The organism is Kineococcus anabasis (assembly GCF_054590795.1).
In genome coordinates, this window is record NZ_BAAIHU010000008.1 from 12264 (window position 1) to 32725 (window position 20462).

21 protein-coding genes and 1 tRNA gene are annotated in these 20462 nt (G+C 77.2%); 9 read left to right on the forward strand and 13 right to left on the reverse strand.

From position 1 onward, the window contains the following. The first annotated feature begins 9 nt into the window (after positions 1-9). Positions 10-1041 carry a DUF418 domain-containing protein gene (locus ACYQBY_RS13625; RefSeq protein ID WP_459644414.1) on the forward strand — a complete coding sequence of 344 codons (1032 nt, stop codon included), beginning with the start codon at positions 10-12 and terminating at the stop codon, positions 1039-1041. Positions 1042-1066: 25 nt separating this feature from the next. Next, positions 1067-1987 (forward strand): metallophosphoesterase family protein, encoded by a 921-nt coding sequence (locus ACYQBY_RS13630; RefSeq protein WP_459644415.1) that lies wholly within the window; start codon positions 1067-1069, stop codon positions 1985-1987. Here the strand turns inward: ACYQBY_RS13630 and ACYQBY_RS13635 are convergent. The 4 genes from ACYQBY_RS13635 to ACYQBY_RS13650 form a co-directional block, all read right to left on the reverse strand. Further along, a complete protein-coding gene (locus tag ACYQBY_RS13635) occupies positions 1984-3069 on the reverse strand; it encodes a hypothetical protein (RefSeq protein WP_459644416.1) in 1086 nt (361 codons plus the stop codon). The two genes, ACYQBY_RS13630 and ACYQBY_RS13635, sit on opposite strands and share 4 nt — an antisense overlap. 199 nt (positions 3070-3268) lie before the next feature. Next, entirely contained in the window at positions 3269-4795 is a 1527-nt protein-coding gene (locus ACYQBY_RS13640) for a hypothetical protein (protein WP_459644417.1), read from the reverse strand. A gap of 80 nt (positions 4796-4875) precedes the next feature. Continuing rightward, entirely contained in the window at positions 4876-5580 is a 705-nt protein-coding gene (locus tag ACYQBY_RS13645; RefSeq protein ID WP_459644418.1) for an FMN-binding negative transcriptional regulator, read from the reverse strand. Between the two features lies 1 nt (position 5581). Next, positions 5582-6046 (reverse strand): GNAT family N-acetyltransferase, encoded by a 465-nt coding sequence (locus ACYQBY_RS13650; protein WP_459644419.1) that lies wholly within the window; start codon positions 6044-6046, stop codon positions 5582-5584. 63 nt (positions 6047-6109) lie between these two features. Here ACYQBY_RS13650 and ACYQBY_RS13655 point away from each other — a divergent pair, with 63 nt between their 5' ends. Then, positions 6110-7441 (forward strand): aminotransferase class I/II-fold pyridoxal phosphate-dependent enzyme, encoded by a 1332-nt coding sequence (locus tag ACYQBY_RS13655; protein ID WP_459644420.1) that lies wholly within the window; start codon positions 6110-6112, stop codon positions 7439-7441. Between the two features lie 87 nt (positions 7442-7528). Here the strand turns inward: ACYQBY_RS13655 and ACYQBY_RS13660 are convergent, their stop codons facing one another. The 5 genes from ACYQBY_RS13660 to ACYQBY_RS13680 form a co-directional block, all read right to left on the reverse strand. Continuing rightward, on the reverse strand, positions 7529-7960 hold the full coding sequence (locus ACYQBY_RS13660) for a DUF4190 domain-containing protein (protein ID WP_459644421.1): 432 nt from the start codon (positions 7958-7960) through the stop codon (positions 7529-7531). Positions 7961-8040: 80 nt separating this feature from the next. Further along, positions 8041-10002, reverse strand: a complete 1962-nt coding sequence (locus ACYQBY_RS13665) for a S8 family serine peptidase (protein WP_459644422.1) — start codon at positions 10000-10002, stop codon at positions 8041-8043. A gap of 121 nt (positions 10003-10123) precedes the next feature. Then, on the reverse strand, positions 10124-10342 hold the full coding sequence (locus tag ACYQBY_RS13670; RefSeq protein WP_459644423.1) for a hypothetical protein: 219 nt from the start codon (positions 10340-10342) through the stop codon (positions 10124-10126). A 3-nt stretch (positions 10343-10345) separates the two neighbouring features. Next, positions 10346-11068 (reverse strand): class E sortase, encoded by a 723-nt coding sequence (locus tag ACYQBY_RS13675; protein WP_459644424.1) that lies wholly within the window; start codon positions 11066-11068, stop codon positions 10346-10348. Further along, complete coding sequence (locus ACYQBY_RS13680; protein ID WP_459644425.1) at positions 11065-11862, reverse strand: DUF881 domain-containing protein; 798 nt, start codon at positions 11860-11862, stop codon at positions 11065-11067. Before ACYQBY_RS13680 ends, ACYQBY_RS13675 begins: the two co-directional genes overlap by 4 nt. An 81-nt stretch (positions 11863-11943) precedes the next feature. Here ACYQBY_RS13680 and ACYQBY_RS13685 point away from each other — a divergent pair, with 81 nt between their 5' ends. Next, positions 11944-12192, forward strand: a complete 249-nt coding sequence (locus ACYQBY_RS13685) for a cell division protein CrgA (RefSeq protein WP_459644426.1) — start codon at positions 11944-11946, stop codon at positions 12190-12192. Positions 12193-12521: 329 nt separating this feature from the next. Here the strand turns inward: ACYQBY_RS13685 and ACYQBY_RS13690 are convergent, their stop codons facing one another. Beyond that, positions 12522-13409, reverse strand: coding sequence for a rhomboid family intramembrane serine protease (locus tag ACYQBY_RS13690; RefSeq protein ID WP_459644427.1), 888 nt, complete (start codon positions 13407-13409; stop codon positions 12522-12524). 46 nt (positions 13410-13455) lie between these two features. Further along, positions 13456-13980, reverse strand: coding sequence for a peptidylprolyl isomerase (locus ACYQBY_RS13695; RefSeq protein ID WP_459644428.1), 525 nt, complete (start codon positions 13978-13980; stop codon positions 13456-13458). A 118-nt stretch (positions 13981-14098) separates the two neighbouring features. On the opposite strand from ACYQBY_RS13695, the gene ACYQBY_RS13700 reads away from it, so the two are divergent. Beyond that, entirely contained in the window at positions 14099-14995 is an 897-nt protein-coding gene (locus tag ACYQBY_RS13700; RefSeq protein WP_459644429.1) for a hypothetical protein, read from the forward strand. A gap of 63 nt (positions 14996-15058) precedes the next feature. Here ACYQBY_RS13700 and ACYQBY_RS13705 read toward each other — a convergent pair. After that, positions 15059-15131: transfer RNA gene (locus tag ACYQBY_RS13705), tRNA-Ala, on the reverse strand. A gap of 27 nt (positions 15132-15158) precedes the next feature. After that, positions 15159-15275 carry a DLW-39 family protein gene (locus ACYQBY_RS13710; protein WP_459644430.1) on the reverse strand — a complete coding sequence of 39 codons (117 nt, stop codon included), beginning with the start codon at positions 15273-15275 and terminating at the stop codon, positions 15159-15161. A 158-nt stretch (positions 15276-15433) separates the two neighbouring features. Here ACYQBY_RS13710 and ACYQBY_RS13715 point away from each other — a divergent pair, with 158 nt between their 5' ends. From ACYQBY_RS13715 to ACYQBY_RS13730, 4 genes are all read left to right on the forward strand, one after another. Further along, a complete protein-coding gene (locus tag ACYQBY_RS13715; RefSeq protein ID WP_459644431.1) occupies positions 15434-16627 on the forward strand; it encodes a glycosyltransferase in 1194 nt (397 codons plus the stop codon). A gap of 1 nt (position 16628) precedes the next feature. Beyond that, positions 16629-17972 carry an O-antigen ligase family protein gene (locus ACYQBY_RS13720; RefSeq protein ID WP_459644432.1) on the forward strand — a complete coding sequence of 448 codons (1344 nt, stop codon included), beginning with the start codon at positions 16629-16631 and terminating at the stop codon, positions 17970-17972. Between the two features lie 85 nt (positions 17973-18057). Beyond that, complete coding sequence (locus tag ACYQBY_RS13725) at positions 18058-19215, forward strand: glycosyltransferase (RefSeq protein ID WP_459644433.1); 1158 nt, start codon at positions 18058-18060, stop codon at positions 19213-19215. Next, positions 19212-20435 (forward strand): glycosyltransferase family 4 protein, encoded by a 1224-nt coding sequence (locus tag ACYQBY_RS13730; protein ID WP_459644434.1) that lies wholly within the window; start codon positions 19212-19214, stop codon positions 20433-20435. Before ACYQBY_RS13725 ends, ACYQBY_RS13730 begins: the two co-directional genes overlap by 4 nt. Positions 20436-20462: the final 27 nt, after the last annotated feature.

The window sequence follows — 20462 nt, forward strand, 5'->3', positions numbered from 1 at the left end:
GGTGGGGGCATGCCGATCGAGCGCGCCGCACCACCCACGCCCGCCGCCACCGCCACCGCCACCGCCACGGCCCCGCCCGGCGCGCGTCTGGCCGCCCTGGACGTGCTGCGCGGGTTCGCGCTGTGCGGGATCCTCCTGGTCAACATCGGACCGGTGGCGCACTTCGGGTACGACGTACCGCACGGGCCGCCCACGCTGGACGACGCCGGCGGCTGGCTGCAGCTCCTGGTGCAGCAGCGGTTCCACCCGGTGTTCGCCCTGCTGTTCGGCGCGGGCTTCTCCCTGTTCCTCGCCTCCGCCGCCCGGCGGAGCGCGCGGCCGCGGGTGGTGCTGCTGCGGCGGCTGCTCGTCCTGCTGCCGCTGGGGGTGCTGCACCAGTTCTGGCACCCGGGGGAGGCGCTGGTGTTCTACGCCGTCATCGGCCTGCTGGTGCTGCTGCCCTCGACGTGGCTGCCGCGGTGGACGGTGGCCCTGGGCGCCGCCGTCCTGGTCCCGGCGGCGCTGACCACCGGTGGCGGCGTCGCCCTGGTCCCGGGGGTGTTCCTGCTCGGCTCGGCGCTCGTGCGCTACGGGGTGGTGGCCCGGGTCGAGGACTCCACCGGGATCCCGCTGCTGCTGTTCGCGGGGTTCGCGGCGGCGTCGGTGCCCGCCCTGGCGTGGCAGCTGCAGGACCTGGCGGGCTCGGGTTTCACCGCCTCCTCCGCCGTCGCCGGGTTCCTCCTGGCCGGCGCCTACGTCAGCGGCGTGCTGGTGCTGCTGCGCACGCCGTTGCGCGGGTTCCTGCGGGCGCTGTTCACCCCGCTGGGCCGGACGGCGCTGACGAACTACGTCGCCGCGACGCCCGTGGTGGTCCTGGCCGGGCACGTGCTGGACCTGTCGCACAGCCGGTCCTGGACGGAGCTGCTGCTCGTCGCCGTGGGTGTCCTGGCCGTGCAGTGGGTCCTGTCGGTCCTGTGGCTGCGCCGGTTCCGCCAGGGGCCGCTGGAGTGGTTGTGGCGCTGCGCCACGTGGGGGCGGCGGGAACCGCTGCGGCGCGCCTGAGCGGCCCCTGCGCGAGGATCGCCCCGTGACGAGCGCGCGCCTGCTGCACCTGTCGGACACGCACCTGCTGGGGGGCGGCGCCCTGCACCAGGGGCTGGTGGACACCACCGCCGTGCTGCGGCACGTCCTGGCCGGTCTCGCCGGGGTCGGGGACCTCGACGCGGTGGTCGTCTCGGGGGACGTCTCCGACGACGGCTCGGCGCAGTCGTACGCCGCGGCGCGGGACCTCGTGGGGGGGTTCGCCGCCGGGCGGGGCGCCGCGGTGGTGTGGGCGGTGGGCAACCACGACGTGCGCGGCCCGTTCGCCGAGGTGCTGCTCGGCCGGGCGGCCGCTCCGGCGGGGGAACCGCTGGACACCGTGCACGACGTGGCGGGGCTGCGCCTCGTGGCGCTGGACTCCTCCGTGCCGGGCCGGGGCTACGGGGAGCTTCGCCCGGGCCAGCTCGGCCGGCTGCGGGAGGTCCTGGCGCAGCCGGCGCCCCGGGGGACGGTCGTGGTGGTCCACCACCCGCCGCTGCCGGCGCCGACGGTGCTGCACGAGGCGCTGCGCCTGCAGGAGCCGGGCGCGCTGCTGGAGGTGCTGGCGGGCACGGACGTGCGGGCGGTGCTCAGCGGGCACTACCACCACCCGTACGTGGCGACCGCCGGGGAGCTCGCGCTGGTCGTGGCGCCCGGGGTGGCGAACCGCACCGACGTCCTCGTGGCGCACGGCCGGGAGCGGGCGGTGCGGGGCAGCGGCGCGTGCCTGGTGGAGCTGGGCCCGGACGGGGTGCGCGCCACGGTGCTGTCGGTGCCGGCGCCCGGCGACGGGGAGGAGCTGTTCGTCCTCGACGAGGAGCTGGTCGCGGCGATCGCGGCGGAGGCGGGGGTTCCCGCGATCGCGGCGGAGGCGGGGGTTCCCGCGATCGCGGCGGAGGCGGGGGTCCCGGGGCCGGCGGGGTCCTAGACCCGGGCGGGTTCCCCGTCGCGGGCCCGCACCGGCGCGGCTCCGCCGGGCGCGGGCGCGGCGAGGTGCGCGGTGAGCACGGCGAGGAGCAGCCCGAGGAGCGCCTGCACGAGGGGCAGCCCCGTCAGCAGCTCCAGATTGGGCGCGGGGACGGCCCCGGCCCCCGTGTAGACCCCGGCGAGGTACGCGCACCACGTCAGCAGGGGCGCGCAGAACCCGAACGCCCACCACCGCGCGGTGCGCCCGGGGGAGGGGCGCAGCACCCGGGCGAGGACGTCGACGAGGATCCCGCCGAGCAGCGCGCCGGTCACCGTGGCGAGGTTGGTGAACCCGGCGACCGCGGCGGACAGCAGGCACGCCGTGCCGTACACGGCGGTGGCCGCGCCGAGGGGGAGGCGCCAGCGGCGCGCCAGGACCAGCAGGGGCAGCAGCAGGACCGCGCTCGTGGCGGCGACGTCCGTGACGACGTCCGCCGTGACGGTGCCGTCGGTGCCGGACAGGCCGAGGGCCACGGTGGCCGGGTCGAGCACGAGGGCGTTGGCGTACTGCAGGAACAGCAGCACCAGGACGGTGCCGAGCGCCGTGGACAGCACGGCGGGCAGCAGCCGCAGGGAGCGCGTGCCGGCGTGCAGGCCGGGGTCGGCCCACGCGGAGCGGGCGGCGGTGGTGACGATGACCAGCATGGCCGTCACCAGCCCGAGGTGGGTGGGGCTGAAGAGGATCCGCCACGCCTCCTCGATGCCGAAGATGCTGTGCCAGAGCCAGTCCCCGGCACCGAACACCGCGAAGGCGGGCAGGGCGAGGACGGTGGGGACGTAGGCGCGGGGCATGGCCCGCAGCGCCCCGAGCCCGAGCGGCAGGGACCTGCGGACCGTCCACAGGACCCACAGCGCGGTCGCGGCGAAACCGGAGTAGAAGACGCCGTGCCAGGGCGTCAGGAACGACTCCAGGCCGGGCAGGTTGTTGTGGGCCCAGCTGTCCAGCAGCAGGCCCAGGGTGAACCAGGTCGCGAGCAGCGTCGTGACGAGGTCCGTCCGGAAGGACGTCGTGGGGAGGGCACCGGTGGTGGGGTCGTCGCGCACGTCTTCTCCTCGGCGGTCGGCCCGTCGCCGCGCCCCGCCGGCCGGCGCCGGGTTCCTGCGGATGCGGGTTCCACGCTAGGGCCGTTTCCGGTGACCCTGTGTGGTTTTCGCGGATGAACGTCCGGGGAACCGCTCCCTCCTCCGGTCCCCCGGACGTCCCCGCCTCCGGATCCCCCCCGGGCCCCACCCCGGGCCGCCGTCAGCCCACCGGCACCTGCTCCACCCGCCCCGTGGCCGCCGTCCACGTCAGCGAGCCGCGCTCGAAGTCCTGCCGGACACCGCCGGGCACCGGGCGCTCCTCGCTCGTGGGGTAGCCGAGGCTGCTGTTCTCCCAGCCCAGGGCGGCGTACCGGTCGCGGATCGCGCCCTTCACGAGGAACACCGGCCCCGGGTCGTCCAGGTAGCTGTTGCTGAACAGCGACCCGCGCTCGAAGTGCTGCGCCTTCCACTGCCCCCGCAGGTTCACGAAGGTGTCGGACGTCGGGTAGCCGAGGCCCTCCTCCCGGCCGAGCTGCGCCCAGCGCTGCGGGATGCTGCCGGTGTCGACCACGTGGTGCGCGCCCGTGGCGGGGCTCCACCACACCGAGCCGGACCCGAAGTGCTGCCCGAACCCGCCGCGCACCAGCGGCCCGAACTCGTCGGTGACGGGCATGCCGACCCAGCCGTGCGGGCCGCCGGAGCGGTCCCAGCCGTCGCGGACCGCGCCGCGCACGATCTGCGCGGAGGTCTGGTCGCTCCACGCCACGGTGCCGCCCTGGAAGTGCTGCACCCGGCCGCGGCTCCCGCGCAGGACGGGGATCTCGTCGCTCACCGGGTAGCCGAGCACCGAGCGCTCCCAGCCGGCCGCGGCCCACCTGTCCCGGATAGCTCCCTGCACGTGCCACACCCCGCTCGCCGGGCTCCAGTACAGCGAGCCGCCGGTGAAGTGCTGCCCGTACCCGCCGCGCAGCAGCGGGCCGAACTGCTCGCTGACCGGCAGGCCGACGGTCCGCTCGTACCCGCGCGAGGCGTACCCGTCGGCGATGCGGCCGGGGGTGACGGCGTGCGCGCCGCCCGCCGCGCTCCAGTAGACGGTGCCGCCGGTGAAGCGGGTGAAGAACCCGTCGAGGGTGGCGACGCCGAACTCACTGGTCAGCGGCTGCCCGAGCCGGCCGGTCGCGCCCCCCGCGCGCCGGTGGTGCTCGTCGATCGCGCCGCGCACCACGTGCGAGTCGCCGCGCCGGCCGGCGTAGAACGTGCCGTCCGCGGCGCGGAACACGCGGGTGCCGTCCCGCAGCGTGGCCGACGGGGTGCTCGCCAGGCGGGTGAGCGATTGCGGCGCGCCGGGTTCGTCGTCCTCGGAGGCGACGTAGGCCTCCCGGCTCGGCCAGCCGTCGCAGCCGCGGTCCGGCAGGGCCGGTGCGGTGGCGAGGGCGGCGCCCGAGGCGTCCACGAGCGTCCACCCGCGGCCCTCGGAGCGCCGCCCGCTCAGGTCGAGGCGGACGGGGCCGGGCGTGGCCGGCACGACGACGTCCGCCTCCCCCTGCTGCCGCAGGAACGCGGCCCGGCCGTCCTGCACGAGGGTGGCCAGGAAACCCGGCCTGCCCCCGGTGCAGCTGGACGTCACGGCGAGGCCGTGCCCCGCCGCCGCGGTCGCGGTGCCCCCCAGCACCGCCACCGCCACCGCCGTCGTGACCGTCGTGGTCACCGCCGTGGCGAGCGCCACGGGCGTGCGCCTGCTGCGCATGGTCCCCCCTGTGTCCGCGGAGCCCCCCGGCCCCGCACCCCCCTGGGAGGCGGCGACGTGCGCCGTCTCCCCCGACACCGTCAGGACGCGACGGGCGGGCGCGGTGTTGCACGGGTTGCGGGAGGAGTTCCCGGGAGTTTCCCCGCCGGGGTTCCCGGCGCGGTTCCCGGGGCCGGCCGCTCCCGCCGGTGCAGGTGCCGCAGCACCGCGGCGTCCCCCGGTGCGCCGCGGGCGGCGAGCCGGTCGGCGACGGCCCGGCGGCGCGCGGGGTCGAGGTTGCCGCCGACCTTGAACTTCCCCCGGACCTCGCGGGGGCGCAGGACGGCGCCGCGGATGCCGCGCAGCACCCCGGTGTGCGCGGCGGGGTCGGCGAGCGCGGGGTCGAGCCCGGCGAGCTGGGTGCGCAGCAGCTCCAGCAGCGCCTCCGGCTCGTCCACGACGTCGACGTCCGCGACGACCTGCACGGCGGCGTAGAAGGTGGTGGGCACGCCGAGCGCCGGGTCCTCCCCCGCCGCGGCCTTCCACGCGCCCGGCACGTAGGCCCAGTCCTGCGCGACGGACAGGACCGCCACGGGGCGCTCCGCGAGGGCCGCCCACACGGGGTTGGGCCTGGCCAGGTGCAGCAGGACGTGGTGGTCCGCGGTCACCGCGAACTGGGCGGCGGCGAGCACCGGCACCTCGCGGTCCGGGCCGCCGGGGGCGACGAGCGTGCCGAAACCCACCTGGCGCAGGTGCTCCCAGGACTCGGCCTCGTCGTGCGGGGCGTCGGGGCGGGGGACGAACACCTCAGGCCTCCCCGGCGGTGGGCGCTCCGACGGGCGCGAGGTCCCGGGCGAAGTGGTGGCTCGCGATGTGCATCCGCTCGCGGAAGTAGAACCGGTGCGCCTCGTGGCGGTGCACGCCGGAGTCCAGGGACAGCCTCGTGCAGCCGGCGTCGCGGGCGCGGCGCTCCAGGTCGCCGAGCAGCAGGGCGCCCACGCCGAGGGAGCGGGAGGCCGCGGCGGTCACGAGGTCCTCGACGTAGAGCTGGCGGACGGTGGCGGTGTTGGCCCACAGCCGCCAGCCGGCGACGCCGTGGCAGGTGCCGTCGTCGTCGAACGCGGCGCTGAAGCGCAGCCCCTGGGGTGCGCCCTCGTCGGCGACGGTGGCCAGCAGGGCGGCGTCGAGGTGGGGGCGCAGCTCGCGCAGGACGGGCAGGGCGGCCGCCCAGCGCGGGTCGGTGCGCGGGGGGCCGAGGTCGACGACGTGCACGGCGGGTGCCTCCTCCGGGTCCGGCTGGACGTCTCGGTCATGTACCAGTACAGTCCTGGTACTGTGTCGGAACAGGATGCCACAGGCTTCGCCGTCCGCGGCGGCACCGCCGCCGAGCTCGCCGCCTCCGTCGAGCACGGCGTCACCTCCGGCGCGCTCGCACCCGGCGAGGCCCTGCCCTCCGTGCGGGCACTGGCCGCCGCGTGCGGCGTCGCCCCCGGCACGGTCGCCGCCGCCTACCGCACCCTGCGCGAGCGCGGCGTCGTGGAGGCCGGCACCGGGCAGCGCACCCGCGTGCGCCGCACCCCCGCCGTGCACGCCCCCCGCTCCCGCCTCGCCCTGCCCGTGCCGCCCGGCGCCCGCGACCTCTCCACCGGCGGGCCCGCGCCGCACCTGCTCCCCGCGCCGCACCCGCCCCGCGACGGCGACCCCCGCGGCTACCCCGACAGCCCCCTCGACGCGGGCCTGCTCGCCGCCGCGCGCGAGCGGCTGCGCGCCGACGCCGTCCCGGACACCAGCGTGCTCTGCACCGGCGGCGCCCTCGACGGCATCGAGCGCGTCCTCGCCGCCCACCTACGCCCCGGCGACGCCGTGGCCGTGGAGGACCCCGGCTGGACGAACCTGCTCGACCTCCTCGCCGCGTGCGGGCTGCCCGCCGTCCCCGTCGCCGTCGACGACGAGGGCCCCCTCCCGCGGTCCCTGGCCGGCGCCCTCACCGCCGGGGCCCGCGCCGTCGTCGTCACCTCCCGCGCCCAGAACCCCACCGGCGCCGCCGTGAGCGCCGCGCGGGCCGCCGAGCTGCGCGACGTGCTCGCCGGGCACCCGCACGTCCTCGTCGTGGAGGACGACCACGCCGCCGAGCTCGCCGCCGTCCCCCTCGCCCCCCTGGCCGGTGCCGTGCCGCTGTGGGCGTTCGTGCGCTCGGTCTCCAAGCCCTACGGCCCCGACCTGCGCCTGGCCGTCGTGGCCGCCGACCCCGTCACCGCCGCCCGCGCCGCCGGCCGCCAGGGCCTGGGCCCCGGCTGGGTCAGCCACCTGCTGCAGCGCACCGTCGCGGCGCTGTGGGCCGACCCGGGCACGGCCGCGCTCGTGGCGGGGGCGGGGCGCACCTACGACGCCCGCCGCGACGGCCTCGTGGCGGCCCTGGCGCGGCACGGCGTGCGGGCCCACGGGCGCACCGGCATCAACGTGTGGGTGCCGGTCGACGACGAGACCGGCGCGGCCGCGCGGCTCGCGGCGGCCGGGTGGGTGCCCGCGCCCGGCGCCCGGTTCCGGCTGCGCAGCGGGCCCGGCCTGCGCCTGACCGTCAGCACCCTCGCCGCGGACGACGTCGAGCCGCTGGCCGCGGCGGTGGCCGGCGCCGTGCGACCGGCCGGGGGGCGCCCAGGGGCGTGAGCCCGCCGGAACCCCGGGAACGGCGGAGGGCCGCCCACCACGTGGTGGACGGCCCCCGGGCGACGGCCGGTCCGGCCGCTCAACCGGTCAGCTGCCGAGCCGCTCGTTGAGCTCACCCTCGTACTGCACCTGGCACTGCTGCTCGGCCACCGGGTCGCCCTGGGCCTCCTGGAGGCACCGGGCCAGGTCACCGAAGCCGAGCTGCGACACGAACCACGCCGACAGCGCGATCATCACGACACCGAGCACCAGCGCGATCGCACCGGTGATGATCCCGCCCAGGGCCACCCCACCGTTGGTGGCCTCGCCCCTCCTGGCGCGCTTGCGCCCGATGACCCCGAGGACGATCGCCGCGATGCCGAGCAGGATGCCGCCGACCACCGTCCACGACAGCAGGATGCCGACGATGCCGAGGATGAGGGCGGTCAGCCCCAGGCCGTTCCTCGGTGCGGCGGGCGGGGCGCCGTAGCCGCCCTGCCCGTACTCGGGTGGCGGGGGCGGCGGGTAGGACGACGACATGCTGCTCCTCCTCGTCGGGGTTGCGGAACGTATGCGTCCCGGAGCCTGTCAGCCTGCCGCACCGGCGGCACCGATGCGGCTCAGCGCGCCGAGAACGTCACCCGGCCGGTCGCCCACGAGTACGTCGCGACGCTGCGCTGGAACACCTGGCGCACCCCGCCGTACACGAGCTGCTCCCCCGTCACCGGGTACCCGTGGCGGCTGCGCTCCCAGCCGGCGCGGGCCCACGCGTCGCGGATCGCGCCGCGCACGAGCTGCGCGCCCGTCGCCGGGCTCCAGTACACCGACCCGCGCTGGAAGTGGTTGAACGCGCCGCCCGCGAGCGGCACCTCGCCCGTCACGGGGTAGCCGAGGACACCGTTCTCCCAGCCCGCCGCGCCGTAGGCGCCGAGGATCGCCCCGCGCACGTCGTGCGCGCCGGTCGCCGGGGACCAGTACACCGGGCCGCCGGTGAAGCGCTGCACGGCACCGCCACCGCGCAGCGGCACCTCCTCCCCCGCCGGGAAGCCCAGGGGGGAGGTCTCCCGACCGGCGGCAGCCCAGCGGTCCAGGATCGCGCCGCGCACCAGCTGCGCACCCGTCGCCGGGCTCCAGTACACCGAGCCGCCCTCGAAGTGGGTGAACGCCCCGCCCCGCACCGCGACCTCCCCGGTCACCGGCCAGCCGAGCGGCCCGTCCTCGGCGCCGGTGGCGCGGTAGCGGTCCAGGACGGCTCCGCGCACGACGTGCACGCGGCCGTCGCGGGTGTACGCCACCGACCCGTCCGGCTGCGCCACCACCGGCTGCTGGCCACCCGGCGCGTGCGCCGCCGCGGCCACCGCCGCCGCCACGTCGAGCTGCCCGCGCCCGTACCCGGCCGGCCACGTCGTGCGCGCCGCCGTCGAGCGCAGCAGCTCCTCCACCGCGGCCGGCGGCAGCTCCGGCGCGACGCCGCGCACCAGGGCGGCGGCCCCGGCCACCTGCGGCGCGGAGAACGACGTGCCGGTGCCGCTGCCGTACTCCGAGCCGTCGTACACGCCCGCCCGGCGCGGGGGCACGGCACCGAGGACGCGCTCGCCCGTGGCGGACAGGTCCACCCGGTCGTTGTGCACCGCCCACGGCGCCGCCAGCCCCGTCGGGGTGCTCGCGGAGACGGACACCACACCGGGGTACGCCGCCGGGTACATCACGGGGTTGCCGCAGCCGGTGCGCAGCGTCGCCGTGCAGGGCGAGCCGTCGTTGCCGGCCGCGGCCACCACGACGACCCCCGCCGCGACCGCCCGCTGCACCGCGTCGGCCAGGACGCGGCTGTGCTCGGTGCCCGCCACGGAGAGGTTGATGACGTCCGCGCCGCGGGCCACGGCGGCGTCGATCCCCGCGGTCAGCGCCCCGCTGGAGCACTCGGGCGCGCACACCCGCACGGGCAGCACCTGCGCCCCCGGCGCGACGCCCGCCCCGCCGGCGTCGTTGCCGGCGCGCGCCGCGATGACGGAGGCGACGAGGGTGCCGTGGTACGAGGGCGTGCCGTCCTCGTGGTCGTCACCGCGGGCGACGGTGTCCACCCCGGGCAGCAGCGCACCGCGCAGGTCGGGGTGGTCCGTGACGACCCGGGTGTCGAGGACGGCGACCACGACACCGGTACCGGTCGTGCGGGTCCACGCCCGGGACGCGCGGGCGGCGTACAGGTGCTGGGAGGCGCCGAGCAGCGGATCGCCCGCGGCGGGCCGGTGCGCGAGGGTCCCGCCGACCGGCCGGTACCGCACGGCCACGTCCGCGGCGAGGACGTCCCGGCGGTCCTCCAGCCGGTCGGCCAGCGCCTCGGCGGCGCGCCCGCCGGAGGTGGTGAGGGTGGTGGTGACGGGGCGGCCGTCGACGAGGCGCGTCACGTCCACGGCGGCGGGCTCCGCGGCGGGCGCGGCGGCGGTCGTCGCAGGAGGTACGGCGGCGGGCGTCGCGGCGGCGGGGCCGGGGAGGAGGCAGAGCGCCAGGACCCCGGTGAGGACGGTCCCGGTGCGGGCGGCTCGGGCGGCGGCGGTAGGGCGCCGGCTGCTCCGCACGGGCATGGTGGTGCTCCCCTCGGACGGTGACCCCAGTGGATCGGCAGTCCCCGGGCGGACCTGAGCCTACGGTCGCCCTCCGTCCCCGGTCACCCCTCCGCCCCGCGCCCACCCCCCGCGTGGCGGGTCAGGACCCCACGGTGCCGTCGTTGACGGGCAGCAGCGGCGCCACGGCCGGGAAGAGGACCGTCATGCACAGCAGCACCACCGCCACCGCCAGCAGCGCGCACGTCAGCACCCGCACCCACACCGGTCCCGGCAGGTGCCGCCACAGCCACCCGTACATCCCCGCTCCCGCCTCCTCCACCACGACCTCCGCCCGCGACCGGCCCGCTCGGCCCGGCACCGCTCAGCCCAGCACCTCGGGCGGGCCCTGCGCCCGCGGGCGCGCCGACTCCAGCTCCGCGTGGACGACGTACCGCTCCCGCGCGGAGTTCATCGGGTGGCACGCCGTCAGGGTGAGCAGCCGCCGGGTGGGCGCCTCCCCCGGCCGGTCCGGCACGGGGGCGATCACCCGCACCGCCGAGGGGCTCACCACCTGCCACCGCGTGACGCGGTACGTGAACCAGTCGGTGGCGGTGGCCACCACCACCGGGTCGCCCTCGCGCAGGTCGGCGATGAGGTGGAACGGCCTGCCGTAGGTGACGCGGTGCCCGGCCAGGGCGAAGTTGCCGACCTCCCCGGGACCGGCGGTGTCGTCGTAGTGGCCGACGCCGCCCTTGAGCGCCTCGGCGCCGGTGCCCTCCACGACCGGCACCGCGTACCGCTCCCCGAAGCGGGGGACGTACAGGATCGCGAACGCCTCCCCCTGCGGAGGGGTCGTGTCGACGGTGCGGGCGGGGGCGGGTGCCGGGGTGCTCGCGCCGGGGGCGGGCGCGGTGGCCGCGGCCTGCCAGGTGCGCTCGAGGTCCGTGACCGTGGCGCGCTGCACCCGGCCCGACGTCAGGTCGGTCCACCACACCTGCCACCCCACGAAGAGCAGGACGAGGACGCCGGCGGTCAGGAGCACCTCGCCGACGAGGGAGGCGGCCACCTGCCACGCCGGGCGCCGGGGGGCGGCGGGTCCGCTCACCGCGCGCCCTCCGCGGCGGGACCCTCCGCGGCCCGGCCCGGCAGCGCCCGCACGTGCTCCAGGCTCAGCGGCCCGTCGTACCCGGGCGCGCGCAGGGACCCCAGCGCCCGCACCCGGTAGCCCAGGCCGTAGGCGGCGACGTACTCGCGGTAGACGGAGACCTGCGCGGAGGCGTCCAGCGCGGCGCGCATCGCGGCCGGGTCCCCGACCGCGGCGATGCGGTACGGCGGGGAGTACGTGCGGCCCTGCAGGATCAGCACGTTGCCGACGCAGCGCGGGGCGCTGGTGGACACCACCCGCTGATCCATGATCGTCATCGCCTCGGCGCCCGCGGACCACAGCGCGTTGAGCACCGCCTGCACGTCCTGCTGGTGCACGACGAGGTCGTCCGGGCCGGCGCCCTCGGGGGCGGGCCGGTCCCGAGGGGCGTCGTCGAGGACGACCTCCAGCCCCGGGCCCTCCACGGGCGCGGTCCCCACGGACGGCGCGAGCCGCGCGGCCTCCTCCTCGGCGCGGACGACCTGCTGCGGTGACGCCGCGCGGGCGAGCTCCTCGACGGAGGTGCGCAGCCGCGACACCCGCTCCCCCTGGGCGGCCAGGCGGGTGGACTCCTCCCGCACGAGGCCGACGAGGTCCGCGGTCTCGGTGCGCAGGTCGGTGCCGCGGGAGGTCTGCGCGCTGGTCGCGAAGAGCAGCCCGGCGACGGCGAGGACGGCACCGACACCGAGCCGCCGGGCCAGCGGGGCACGCCGGCGCGGGGGGTGTGCGCCGGGAGCGGCCGGGGCCGGGGTCATCGGGGAGGACCGCCGACCACTGCTGCGGGCTGCACCCGCACTACGCTAGCCACTCGCCCGGAACGATCTGCGGAGGTTGAAGTGGCCGGTTCCCGTCGTCTGCGGCGGAAGTCCACCGACGAGGGCTCCACCGAGCCGGTGATCGCGCGCCCCACACCGCGCTGGTACGTGGTGACGATGGTCGGGCTGATGATCCTCGGCCTGATCTGGATCGTGGTGTTCTACATCTCCCAGACGCGGTACCCGGTGCCCGGGTGGGGCAACTGGAACCTCGTGGCGGGCTTCGGCCTGGTGCTCGTGGGCTTCGCCATGACGACGCGCTGGCGCTGAACGACGCGCCGGCGCCGGGCCGGCGGGCACCACGACGCGGCCTCCTCCGCCCCTGCCGGGGTTCCTCCCGGCGGGGGCGGCGCCACGTCCGGGGCCCTGCACCCTGTGGACGGCGGGCCGCCGTCCACAGGCTCCGTCCCCACCGTCGTCCACCACGGTGTCCACAACCTGTGGACAGCTGTGGGTAAAGGCCCCTGATTTCCACATCCGTCCACACACCTGGTGGATATCGGAGCGCTGTTCGCACACCTGTGCGAGAAGCCTGTGGACGGGGCGTGGCCCGTGGACGACCCTTCGGTGATCACCGCACGAACGGTGCACGGGCCCGCTCAGCCGACGTTCACGAAGGGCTGCACACCCGACATCCGGAACGCCGCGTAGGCGAGCAGCGCCACCAGCACCAGGCCCAGCACGCCCAGGCCCGTCCACTGCACCGCCGAGCGGCGCGCCCGCGGTGCGTAGGCGAGGACCGCCGCGGCCACCGCACCGGCCACCAGCCCGCCCAGGTGGCCCTGCCAGGAGATGCCGGGGAAGAAGAAGCCCAGCGCCAGGTTGATCGCGATGAGCACCGCCACCTGCCCGGCCTGCCGCCCCAGCCGGCGCGCGGCGATGAAGGTCGCGGCGAACAGCCCGAACACCGCACCGGAGGCCCCCACGAGCACGGTGTTCTCCGTGAACGGCAGCAGGGTGGCGCCCGCCGCCCCGCCCAGCGCCGAGAGCAGGTACAGCGCGACGAAGCGCGCCCGGCCCAGCAGCCCCTCCAGGTACGGGCCGGTCACGTACAGGGCGTACATGTTGAACAGCAGGTGCATCGGGGAGCTGGCGTGCAGGAACGCCGACGTCAGCGGCTGCCACCAGTTGCCCGCCGCGAAGGCGTTGGGGAAGACGTCGGGCGCGTTGACCAGCGCCAGGTGGTCGTAGAGACCGGGGGCGACGAACTGCACGGCGTACAGCACCACGCACAGCCCGATGATCACCTTCGTGACGCGGCCGTCGGCGGAGGACAGCTCGCCGCCGAACGCCGTGCGCGCCGTGCGTAGGCCCTTGTTCTGCTCGCGGACGCAGTCGACGCACTGCACCCCCACCGGCGCCTCGCGCTGGCACTCCGGGCACGCGGGCCGCTCGCAGCGCTGGCAGCGCACGTACGACTCCCGCTGCGGGTGCCGCGGGCAGACGGGGACGGGGACCGGGACGGAGCCGGGCACGGGCGAGGTCACGGCTGCTGCAACGCGCCGCGACCCCGCCGTGTGCCGGACAGGGCGATCAGTCGTGCTCGACGGTGACGGACTCGATGACCACGGCCTCGCGCGGGCGGTCCATCTGGCCGGTGGGGACGGCGGAGATGCGGTCCACGACGTCCTTGCCGGCCTGGTCGACGACCTCGCCGAAGATGGTGTGGCGGCCGTTGAGGTGCGGGGTGCCCACCGTGGTGATGAAGAACTGCGAGCCGTTGGTGCCCTTGCCCATGCGCTTGCCGGCGTTGGCCATCGCCAGCAGGTACGGCTTGGAGAACTGCAGGTCGGGGTGGATCTCGTCGTCGAAGTCGTAACCCGGGCCCCCGGTGCCGTTGCCCACGGGGTCCCCGCCCTGGATCATGAAGCCGGGGATGATCCGGTGGAACGTCAGGCCGTTGTAGAAGGGGTCGTTGCGCGGCTGCCCCGTTTGCGGGTCGCGCCACTCCCTGGTTCCCTCGGCAAGTCCCACGAAGTTCGCGACGGTCTTCGGCGCGTGGTTCGGGAAGAGCTCGATCCGGATGTCGCCGTGGTTCGTGTGCAGGGTGGCGTGCATGGCGTCATCCTTACATGCTGGGAAGATCACCGATCGGTGACGTCCGGCCGGTGAACGGCCGCAGGTGCGATCCGGGCCGCGCGAGCCGAGCGACCGCACGAGGGGGAGAGGGGAACGCATGTTCCGCAGGAGAACGGCACCGCCGGTGCCGCAGAACGACCTGGCGCACCGCGCCGGCGCCCTCGCGGGAGCGGCGCTGGCCGGTGCCGCGCTGGCCGAGAAGGTGGCGCCGAAGGTGGAGAGCGCCAAGGTGTGGGCGGCTCCGCACGTGGAGTCCGCCCGCGAGTGGGCCACCCCGCACGTGGAGTCCGCCGCGGTGAAGGTGGGCCCGGCCGTGGAGGCCGCCCGCGAGATGATCGTCGAGGAGGTCCTGCCGAAGCTGGCGGAGGCCGCCGCCGGGGCGACCGCCGTGGCGGGTGCCGCCGCCGTGGGAGGCCGGGAGTTCGCCGGTGAGGCGAGGCACCGCTCCGCCGACGCCCTGGCCGTCCTCAAGGGCGAGGCCGTGGTGCCCCGCAAGAAGAAGCAGAAGGGCCGCGGCAAGCGGTTCGTCGTGTTCGTGCTGCTGCTCGGGGGCACCGCCGCGGCGGCCGCCGCCGTGCAGAAGCGCCGCGGCGCGGAGGACCCGTGGGCGACCCCGGGTGCGACGTGGACCACCCCGAAGGCCCCCGCCGCGCAGACCACCCAGGACACCGAGGGCGGCATCACGGTCGTGGACAAGGGCACCGACACCGCCTCCACGCTGGGTGCGACCGGCACCGGTGGCGCGGCCGGCACCGAGGACAGCGCCGACGGCACCGATGGCACCTCGTCGGCGACCACCCAGGTCAGCCCCGCACCCGCGGCGGGCACCGGCAAGCGCGCCAAGCCCGGCAAGGCCGCGACGACCGACACGGCCGTCACGCCCGGGGACGGCGGCAGCACCGGCTTCGACGCCGGCACCGCCGACGCGTCCCAGGTCGAGCAGGCCGCGGACGCCGCCCGCGACAAGGGCCCCGGCCCCTTCCAGGGCAGCTGAGACCCGCACACCACGACGAAGGCCCCTCCCGCGGTGCGGGAGGGGCCTTCGTCGTGGTCCCGGTGGAGGCGATCGGACTCGAACCGACAACCCCCTGCTTGCAAAGCAGGTGCGCTACCAATTGCGCCACGCCCCCGGGTGCCGGTCCGACCGGCCGCGGAGCTCAGCGGATCGTGTCGGTGGCCTCCGCCCACAGGTCCCGCTCGGCCTTGTCGGACGCCCGCCGGCGCCACGCGAGGACCCCCGCGGCGACCAGCGCCAGCAGCAGGACCTTCTTCACGGGGAACCTCCAGGCGGATCGTGAGCGGCCCGTCCCGGGCCGGTGACCGTCCGAGGCTAGCACGCGGATCATGGACGGGCCTGGGCGGTCCGGGGGCTCAGGACCGGCCCGCGGCGTCCGATGGGGAGAGGACGGAGACCCCCGGATCCCGGAGGACCATGGACGAGACCCAGCCCGCGGTCGACGGCACACCACGCCGGGCGGACGCGCCCCCGGACGCCGCCGTCGCCGTCGTGCACGAGTGGATCGCCTCGCACGCCGGCGCCGAGCAGGTGTTCGAGGTGCTGGCGGGCATGTGGCCCACCGCCGACCTGTACGCGCTCTCCCGCGCCCCCGGGGTCGACCTCGACCTCCGGGGCAGGCAGGTGCGCACGACGCTGCTGGACCGCTCCGGCCTGCGCGACCGGCGGGGCCTGACCCTGCCGCTGATGCCGCTGGCGTGGCAGGCCCTGCGCGGACCCCGTTACGACCTCGTGATCACCTCTCACCACTCCTTCGCGAGCGCCAACCGGCTCGCCGGCGACGGCGTCCACCTCGCCTACGTGCACTCCCCCGCCCGCTACGTGTGGACCCCCGAGCTGGACGGGCGGGGCGCCTCGCCGTGGCTGGTCCCGGCACGCCGCGTCCTCGCGTCGGTGGACCGGCGGGCCGCCGCCCGCCTCACTGCCGTCGCGGCCAACAGCAACGAGGTCGCGCGGCGCATCGAGCAGACCTGGGGACGGCAGGCCCACGTCGTGCACCCTCCCGTCGACGTGGACTTCTTCGGCAGGCACGACGACGAAACGGGCGAGCAGGGCCTGCCTGCGCTCCCGGACGGCTACCTGCTCGGGCTCGGCAGGTGGGTCGGGTACAAGAACCACGCCACGGTCGTCGACGTGGCCGAGATGCTCGGGCGGCCGGCCGTGATCGCGGGCTCGGGGCCGATGGCGCGGGCCCTGCGCGCCCGCGCCGCGGAGGCGTCCGTTCCCGTGGTGGTCGTCGAGGGACCCACCCGGGCACAGGTGCGCCGGCTCTACCGGGACGCCGCCGTCCTGGTGTTCCCGACCTTCGAGGACTTCGGGATGGTGCCCGTGGAGGCCATGGCGAGCGGGACGCCCGTGGCGGCCCTCGGCCTGGGCGGAGCCCTGGACACCGTCGTGGACGGCGTGTCCGGGACGCTGGCGCCGGAGCACCGGGTGGCCGCCTACGCCGAGGCCGTCACCCGCGCCGAGGGCTGCACGGCCGCCGACTGCACGCGCCGGGCGGCGTCGTTCGCCCCCGCGCGGTTCCGCGAGCGCTTCTCCGCCTGGGTCGCGGAGCACTCCTCCGCCGTGCCGCCGGTCGCCGCCGCGGCACCGGCCGGTCCACGCTGACGTGGAGATCGCCGCAGCCGCCGCCGTCGTCGCCCTCACCGGCGTCCTGTTCTGCGTCACCGCCTCCGACCGCACCCGCCTGGCGGTGGCCGCCTTCCTGGCCGTGCCGCAGGTGTTCGCCGGTCCCCTCGGGCAGCTTTCCCTGCCGCTGAGCCAGTGCTGGGTGATCCTCATGGCCCTGTGCTGGCTGGTGGAGCGCAAGGGCTTCCCCCTGGGCGACCCGGTCCTGCGGGGGGTGTTCGTCCTCGCCGCCGTCAACGGCGCCGCCCTCGTCTGGTCCCCCGACGCCCTCGTCGGCGTCCTCGAGGTCGCCCGGCTCGCCTCGTTCGCGTTCCTCTACCTCTACGCGGTGCGGGTGGAGCGCACCGACCCGCGCGGGGCCCTGGTCGCGCTGAAGGTCGCGCTGGCGTGGACGCTGGCGGGCGCCGCGCTGGTGTGGGTGTTCCGGCTCTCCCCCGGCACGGAGACGGCGTTCCTGCGCTCGCCGCTGGCCTCGGCCGTCGCCGGGCCGGACGCGATGGCCGCGTTCTGGGGGGAGGGCGCCAACAACGTCATGGACCCGGCCAAGGCCGGCGGGTTCTTCATCAACGCCAACGTCGCGTCCATGTTCCTCGGGGTCGGCACGTTCGCGTGGCTGGTCCTGTTCACCCGCGAGCGCAGGCGCCGCCACCTGCTGGGGGCGCTGCTGACCTGGTCGGCCACGTTCGCGACGGGCTCGAAGACGGCGGCGGCCCTGGCCCTGCTGCTGCCGGTGGCGGTGCGGGGGGTGCGGCTGCTGGGCAGGCCCGCGGCGCGGTGGTTCCTGCCGCAGGCCGCGCTGGCCGTCGCGGGGGTGGTGTGGCTGCTGCCGGTCCTGCTGGCGCGTCTCGTCCCGGGCTACGCGGACGCCTCCGCGCACAGCCTGTCGAGCCGGGCGCCGATGTGGAACGCGGCGCTGGAGATGTTCGAGGAGCGCTTCCTGCTGGGCCTGGGCCACGGCGGCTGGGCGCTCACGATGGAGCAGTACGCGCAGTTCGGCGTGGCGGTCCTGCCGCCGCACAACCTGTTCATCGCGGCGTGGGCGGCGAGCGGGATGGCCGGTGTGGTGGCGCTGGCGGTGCTGGTGGTCGCGGTCGTGCGGCGCCTGGGCGGGGTGGTGCTCGCGCAGGTGGGGTCCGCGTCGGCGCGCACCGCGGCGTTCGCCCTGGGAGCCTGGACGTGGGCGCTCGTGCACGGCATGGGCGACAACACCGCGGTCTACGGGGAGTCGAAGTCGATGATCCTGCTGGCGCTGCTGCTGGGGCTGGTGACGGCGGCGTCCCTGCCCGCGCCGGAGCGGGCGGCCGTGGCGGCGCGGCAGCCGTGAGCGGGCGGGCCGCCGGGCACGGGGCCGGGTGCGGGGCCGGGCGACGGGCCGGGCGGGGCGGCACGCCCCGGCGCGGGGGGCGGCTGTGCCGCGCGTAGCCGTCCTGCGCCACCAGGTGGGGGTGCCCTCCGAGCCGTTCGTGCTGGAGCAGGCGCGCGCCTTCGGGCGCTGGGAGCCGCTGCTGGTGGCCCGCGACCCGCTGCCCGCCGGTTTCGACCCGGGCGTGCCGGTGGTGAGCCTGGCGGAGCGGTGGGGGCCCCGCGCGGCCGCCGCGTACGCCGCGGGGCTGGTGTCGTGGCCGCTGACGCGGACCCTGCGGGAGGCCGGCGCGGACGTCGTGCTGGCGCACTTCGGGGTGGAGGGCTCGTACGCGCTGCCCAGCGCCCGGCGCCTCGGGGTGCCGCTGGCCACGGTCCTGCACGGCTTCGACGCCACGTACACGCGGGCGGCGCTGCTGCGCGGGCGCCGGGTGTCGTGGGCCACGTACGTGCGGCGGCTGCCCGCGCTGCGGCGGCACGGGGACCTGTTCCTGCCGGTGTCGGACCACCTGCACCGGCGGGTGCTGGAGCGCGGGTTCCCCGCGGCGCGCACCGTGACGCACCACCTGGGTCTGGACCTGGCGAAGGTGCCGGACGCCCCGGGGCCGGGCGCCGCCGGGACGGTCGTGCATGTGGCGCGGCTGGTGGAGAAGAAGGGCACCGCGCACCTGGTGCGGGCCGTGGCGCTCCTGGCGGGCAGGGGCGTGGACGTGCGCCTGGTGTGCGTGGGGGACGGGCCGCTGCGGGCGGGGCTGGAGGAGCTGGCGCGGGGGCTGGGCGTGGCCCGGCGGGTGGTGTTCACCGGCGCGCTGGGCAACGCGGAGGTGCTGGCGGCCGTCGCCGCGGCGCAGGTGCTGTGCCTGCCGAGCGTCACGGCGGGCACCGGGGACCAGGAGGGTCTGGGGCAGGTGCTGCTGGAGGCGGGGGCGCTGGGCCGCCCGGTGGTGGCGACGGCGCACGGCGGGATCCCGGAGGCCGTGGTGGACGGGGTCACGGGTCTGCTGGTGCCCGAGGCGGACCCGCAGGCGCTGGCGGGGGCGCTGGGCCGGTTGCTGGGCGATCCGGCGCTCGCCCGGCGGACGGGCGGGGCGGGGCGCCGGCACGTGCGGGAGCACTTCGACGTGGTGGGCCGGACCCGGGTGCTGGAGGACCTGCTGGACGGGCTGGCGGCCGGGCGGCGCGGGAGACCGGCAGGTGCCCGGTGAGCGGGCTGGTGGTGCTGACCCGAGGGCTGCCGCGGCACCGGGTGGGCGGGATGGAGTCGGTGGCGTGGGACCTGGCGCGGGCGCTGGCGGCGGCGGGTTCGCCGGTGACGGTGCTGACCACGGCGCTGCCGGGGCGCGCGGAGGTGTTCACCGAGGACGGGGTGCGGGTGCGCGCCCTGGCCGGCACGCCACCGGGGCGGTACTCGCGGGCGTGGTGGCGGCTCTCCCGCCGGGCGCTGGGGGAGGAGCTGCGCGCGGGCCCGGTCGCCGGGGTGCTGTCGGTGAGCGCCGCCGCGTTCGGCTGCCTGGACCTGGCGGGGACGGGGCCGCGGTTCGTGATGCAGGCGCACGGCACGTCGGTGATGGAGCTGCGCTCGAAGCTGTCGGCGGGTGCGCTGCGCCCGCTGCTGACGGCGCCGCGCAACGCCCACGGGCTGCTGCGGGACCTGCGCTCCTACCGGCGCTTCGACGCCGTGGTGGCGGTGGGGCCGAGCGTGGCGGAGTCGCTGTCCTCGTTCCCGCTGGGCCGGTGGGCGGGGGTGCCGCCGGTGCGCACGATCACCAACGGCGTGGACACGGCGGTGTTCCGCCCGGACCCGGCGGCGGGGGCGGCGGTGCGGGCGGCGCTGGGGGTCCCGGCCGGGGCGCGGGTCCTGCTGGCGGCGGGGCGGCTGCACCCGCAGAAGCGCGTGGACCGCGCCGTGCGGTGCCTGGCGGACCTGGTGGGCGCCGGCGGCGGGCGGGAGGGGCCGGGGCCGTACCTGCTCGTGGCCGGGGAGGGCCCGGAGGAGGCGCGGCTGCGGGCGCTGGCCGGGGAGCTGGGGGTCACCGGGCGGGTGCGTCTCACGGGCGCGCTGGACCGCGGGGGGATGGCGGCGTACTACTCGGCGGCCGACGTGTGCGTGCTGACGTCGGCCTGGCGGGAGGGGCTGCCCATGTCGGTGCTGGAGTCCCTGGCGTGCGGGACGCCGGCGGTGACGCCGCTGACGACGGCGCCGGTGCAGGACGCGGGGGACGCGGTGACGCGGGTGGACGCGGGCGACGCGGGGGCGCTGGCGGGGGCCGTGGCGGGGGTCCTGGCGCGCGGCGGGCGGGGCGCGGCGGGAACGGGACGGGCGGCCGGGGAGGGGCCGCGGCGCTCGGTGCTGCCGCCGCGCTACGAGCTGGGGCGTGTCGCCCGGGAGTACGACGGGCTGTTACGGGGGATCATCGATCAGTGACTCCCCGTCGTCGGGGCGGGAGCACCC

Coding starts and splice junctions, on each gene's coding strand:
- ACYQBY_RS13715 (WP_459644431.1), top strand. CDS start 15,434: ATGGACGAGACCCAGCCCGCGGTCGACGGCACACCACGCCGGGCGGAC.
- ACYQBY_RS13660 (WP_459644421.1), bottom strand. CDS start 7,960: ATGTCGTCGTCCTACCCGCCGCCCCCGCCACCCGAGTACGGGCAGGGC.
- ACYQBY_RS13700 (WP_459644429.1), top strand. CDS start 14,099: ATGTTCCGCAGGAGAACGGCACCGCCGGTGCCGCAGAACGACCTGGCG.
- ACYQBY_RS13640 (WP_459644417.1), bottom strand. CDS start 4,795: ATGCGCAGCAGGCGCACGCCCGTGGCGCTCGCCACGGCGGTGACCACG.
- ACYQBY_RS13665 (WP_459644422.1), bottom strand. CDS start 10,002: ATGCCCGTGCGGAGCAGCCGGCGCCCTACCGCCGCCGCCCGAGCCGCC.
- ACYQBY_RS13625 (WP_459644414.1), top strand. CDS start 10: ATGCCGATCGAGCGCGCCGCACCACCCACGCCCGCCGCCACCGCCACC.
- ACYQBY_RS13680 (WP_459644425.1), bottom strand. CDS start 11,862: ATGACCCCGGCCCCGGCCGCTCCCGGCGCACACCCCCCGCGCCGGCGT.
- ACYQBY_RS13695 (WP_459644428.1), bottom strand. CDS start 13,980: ATGCACGCCACCCTGCACACGAACCACGGCGACATCCGGATCGAGCTC.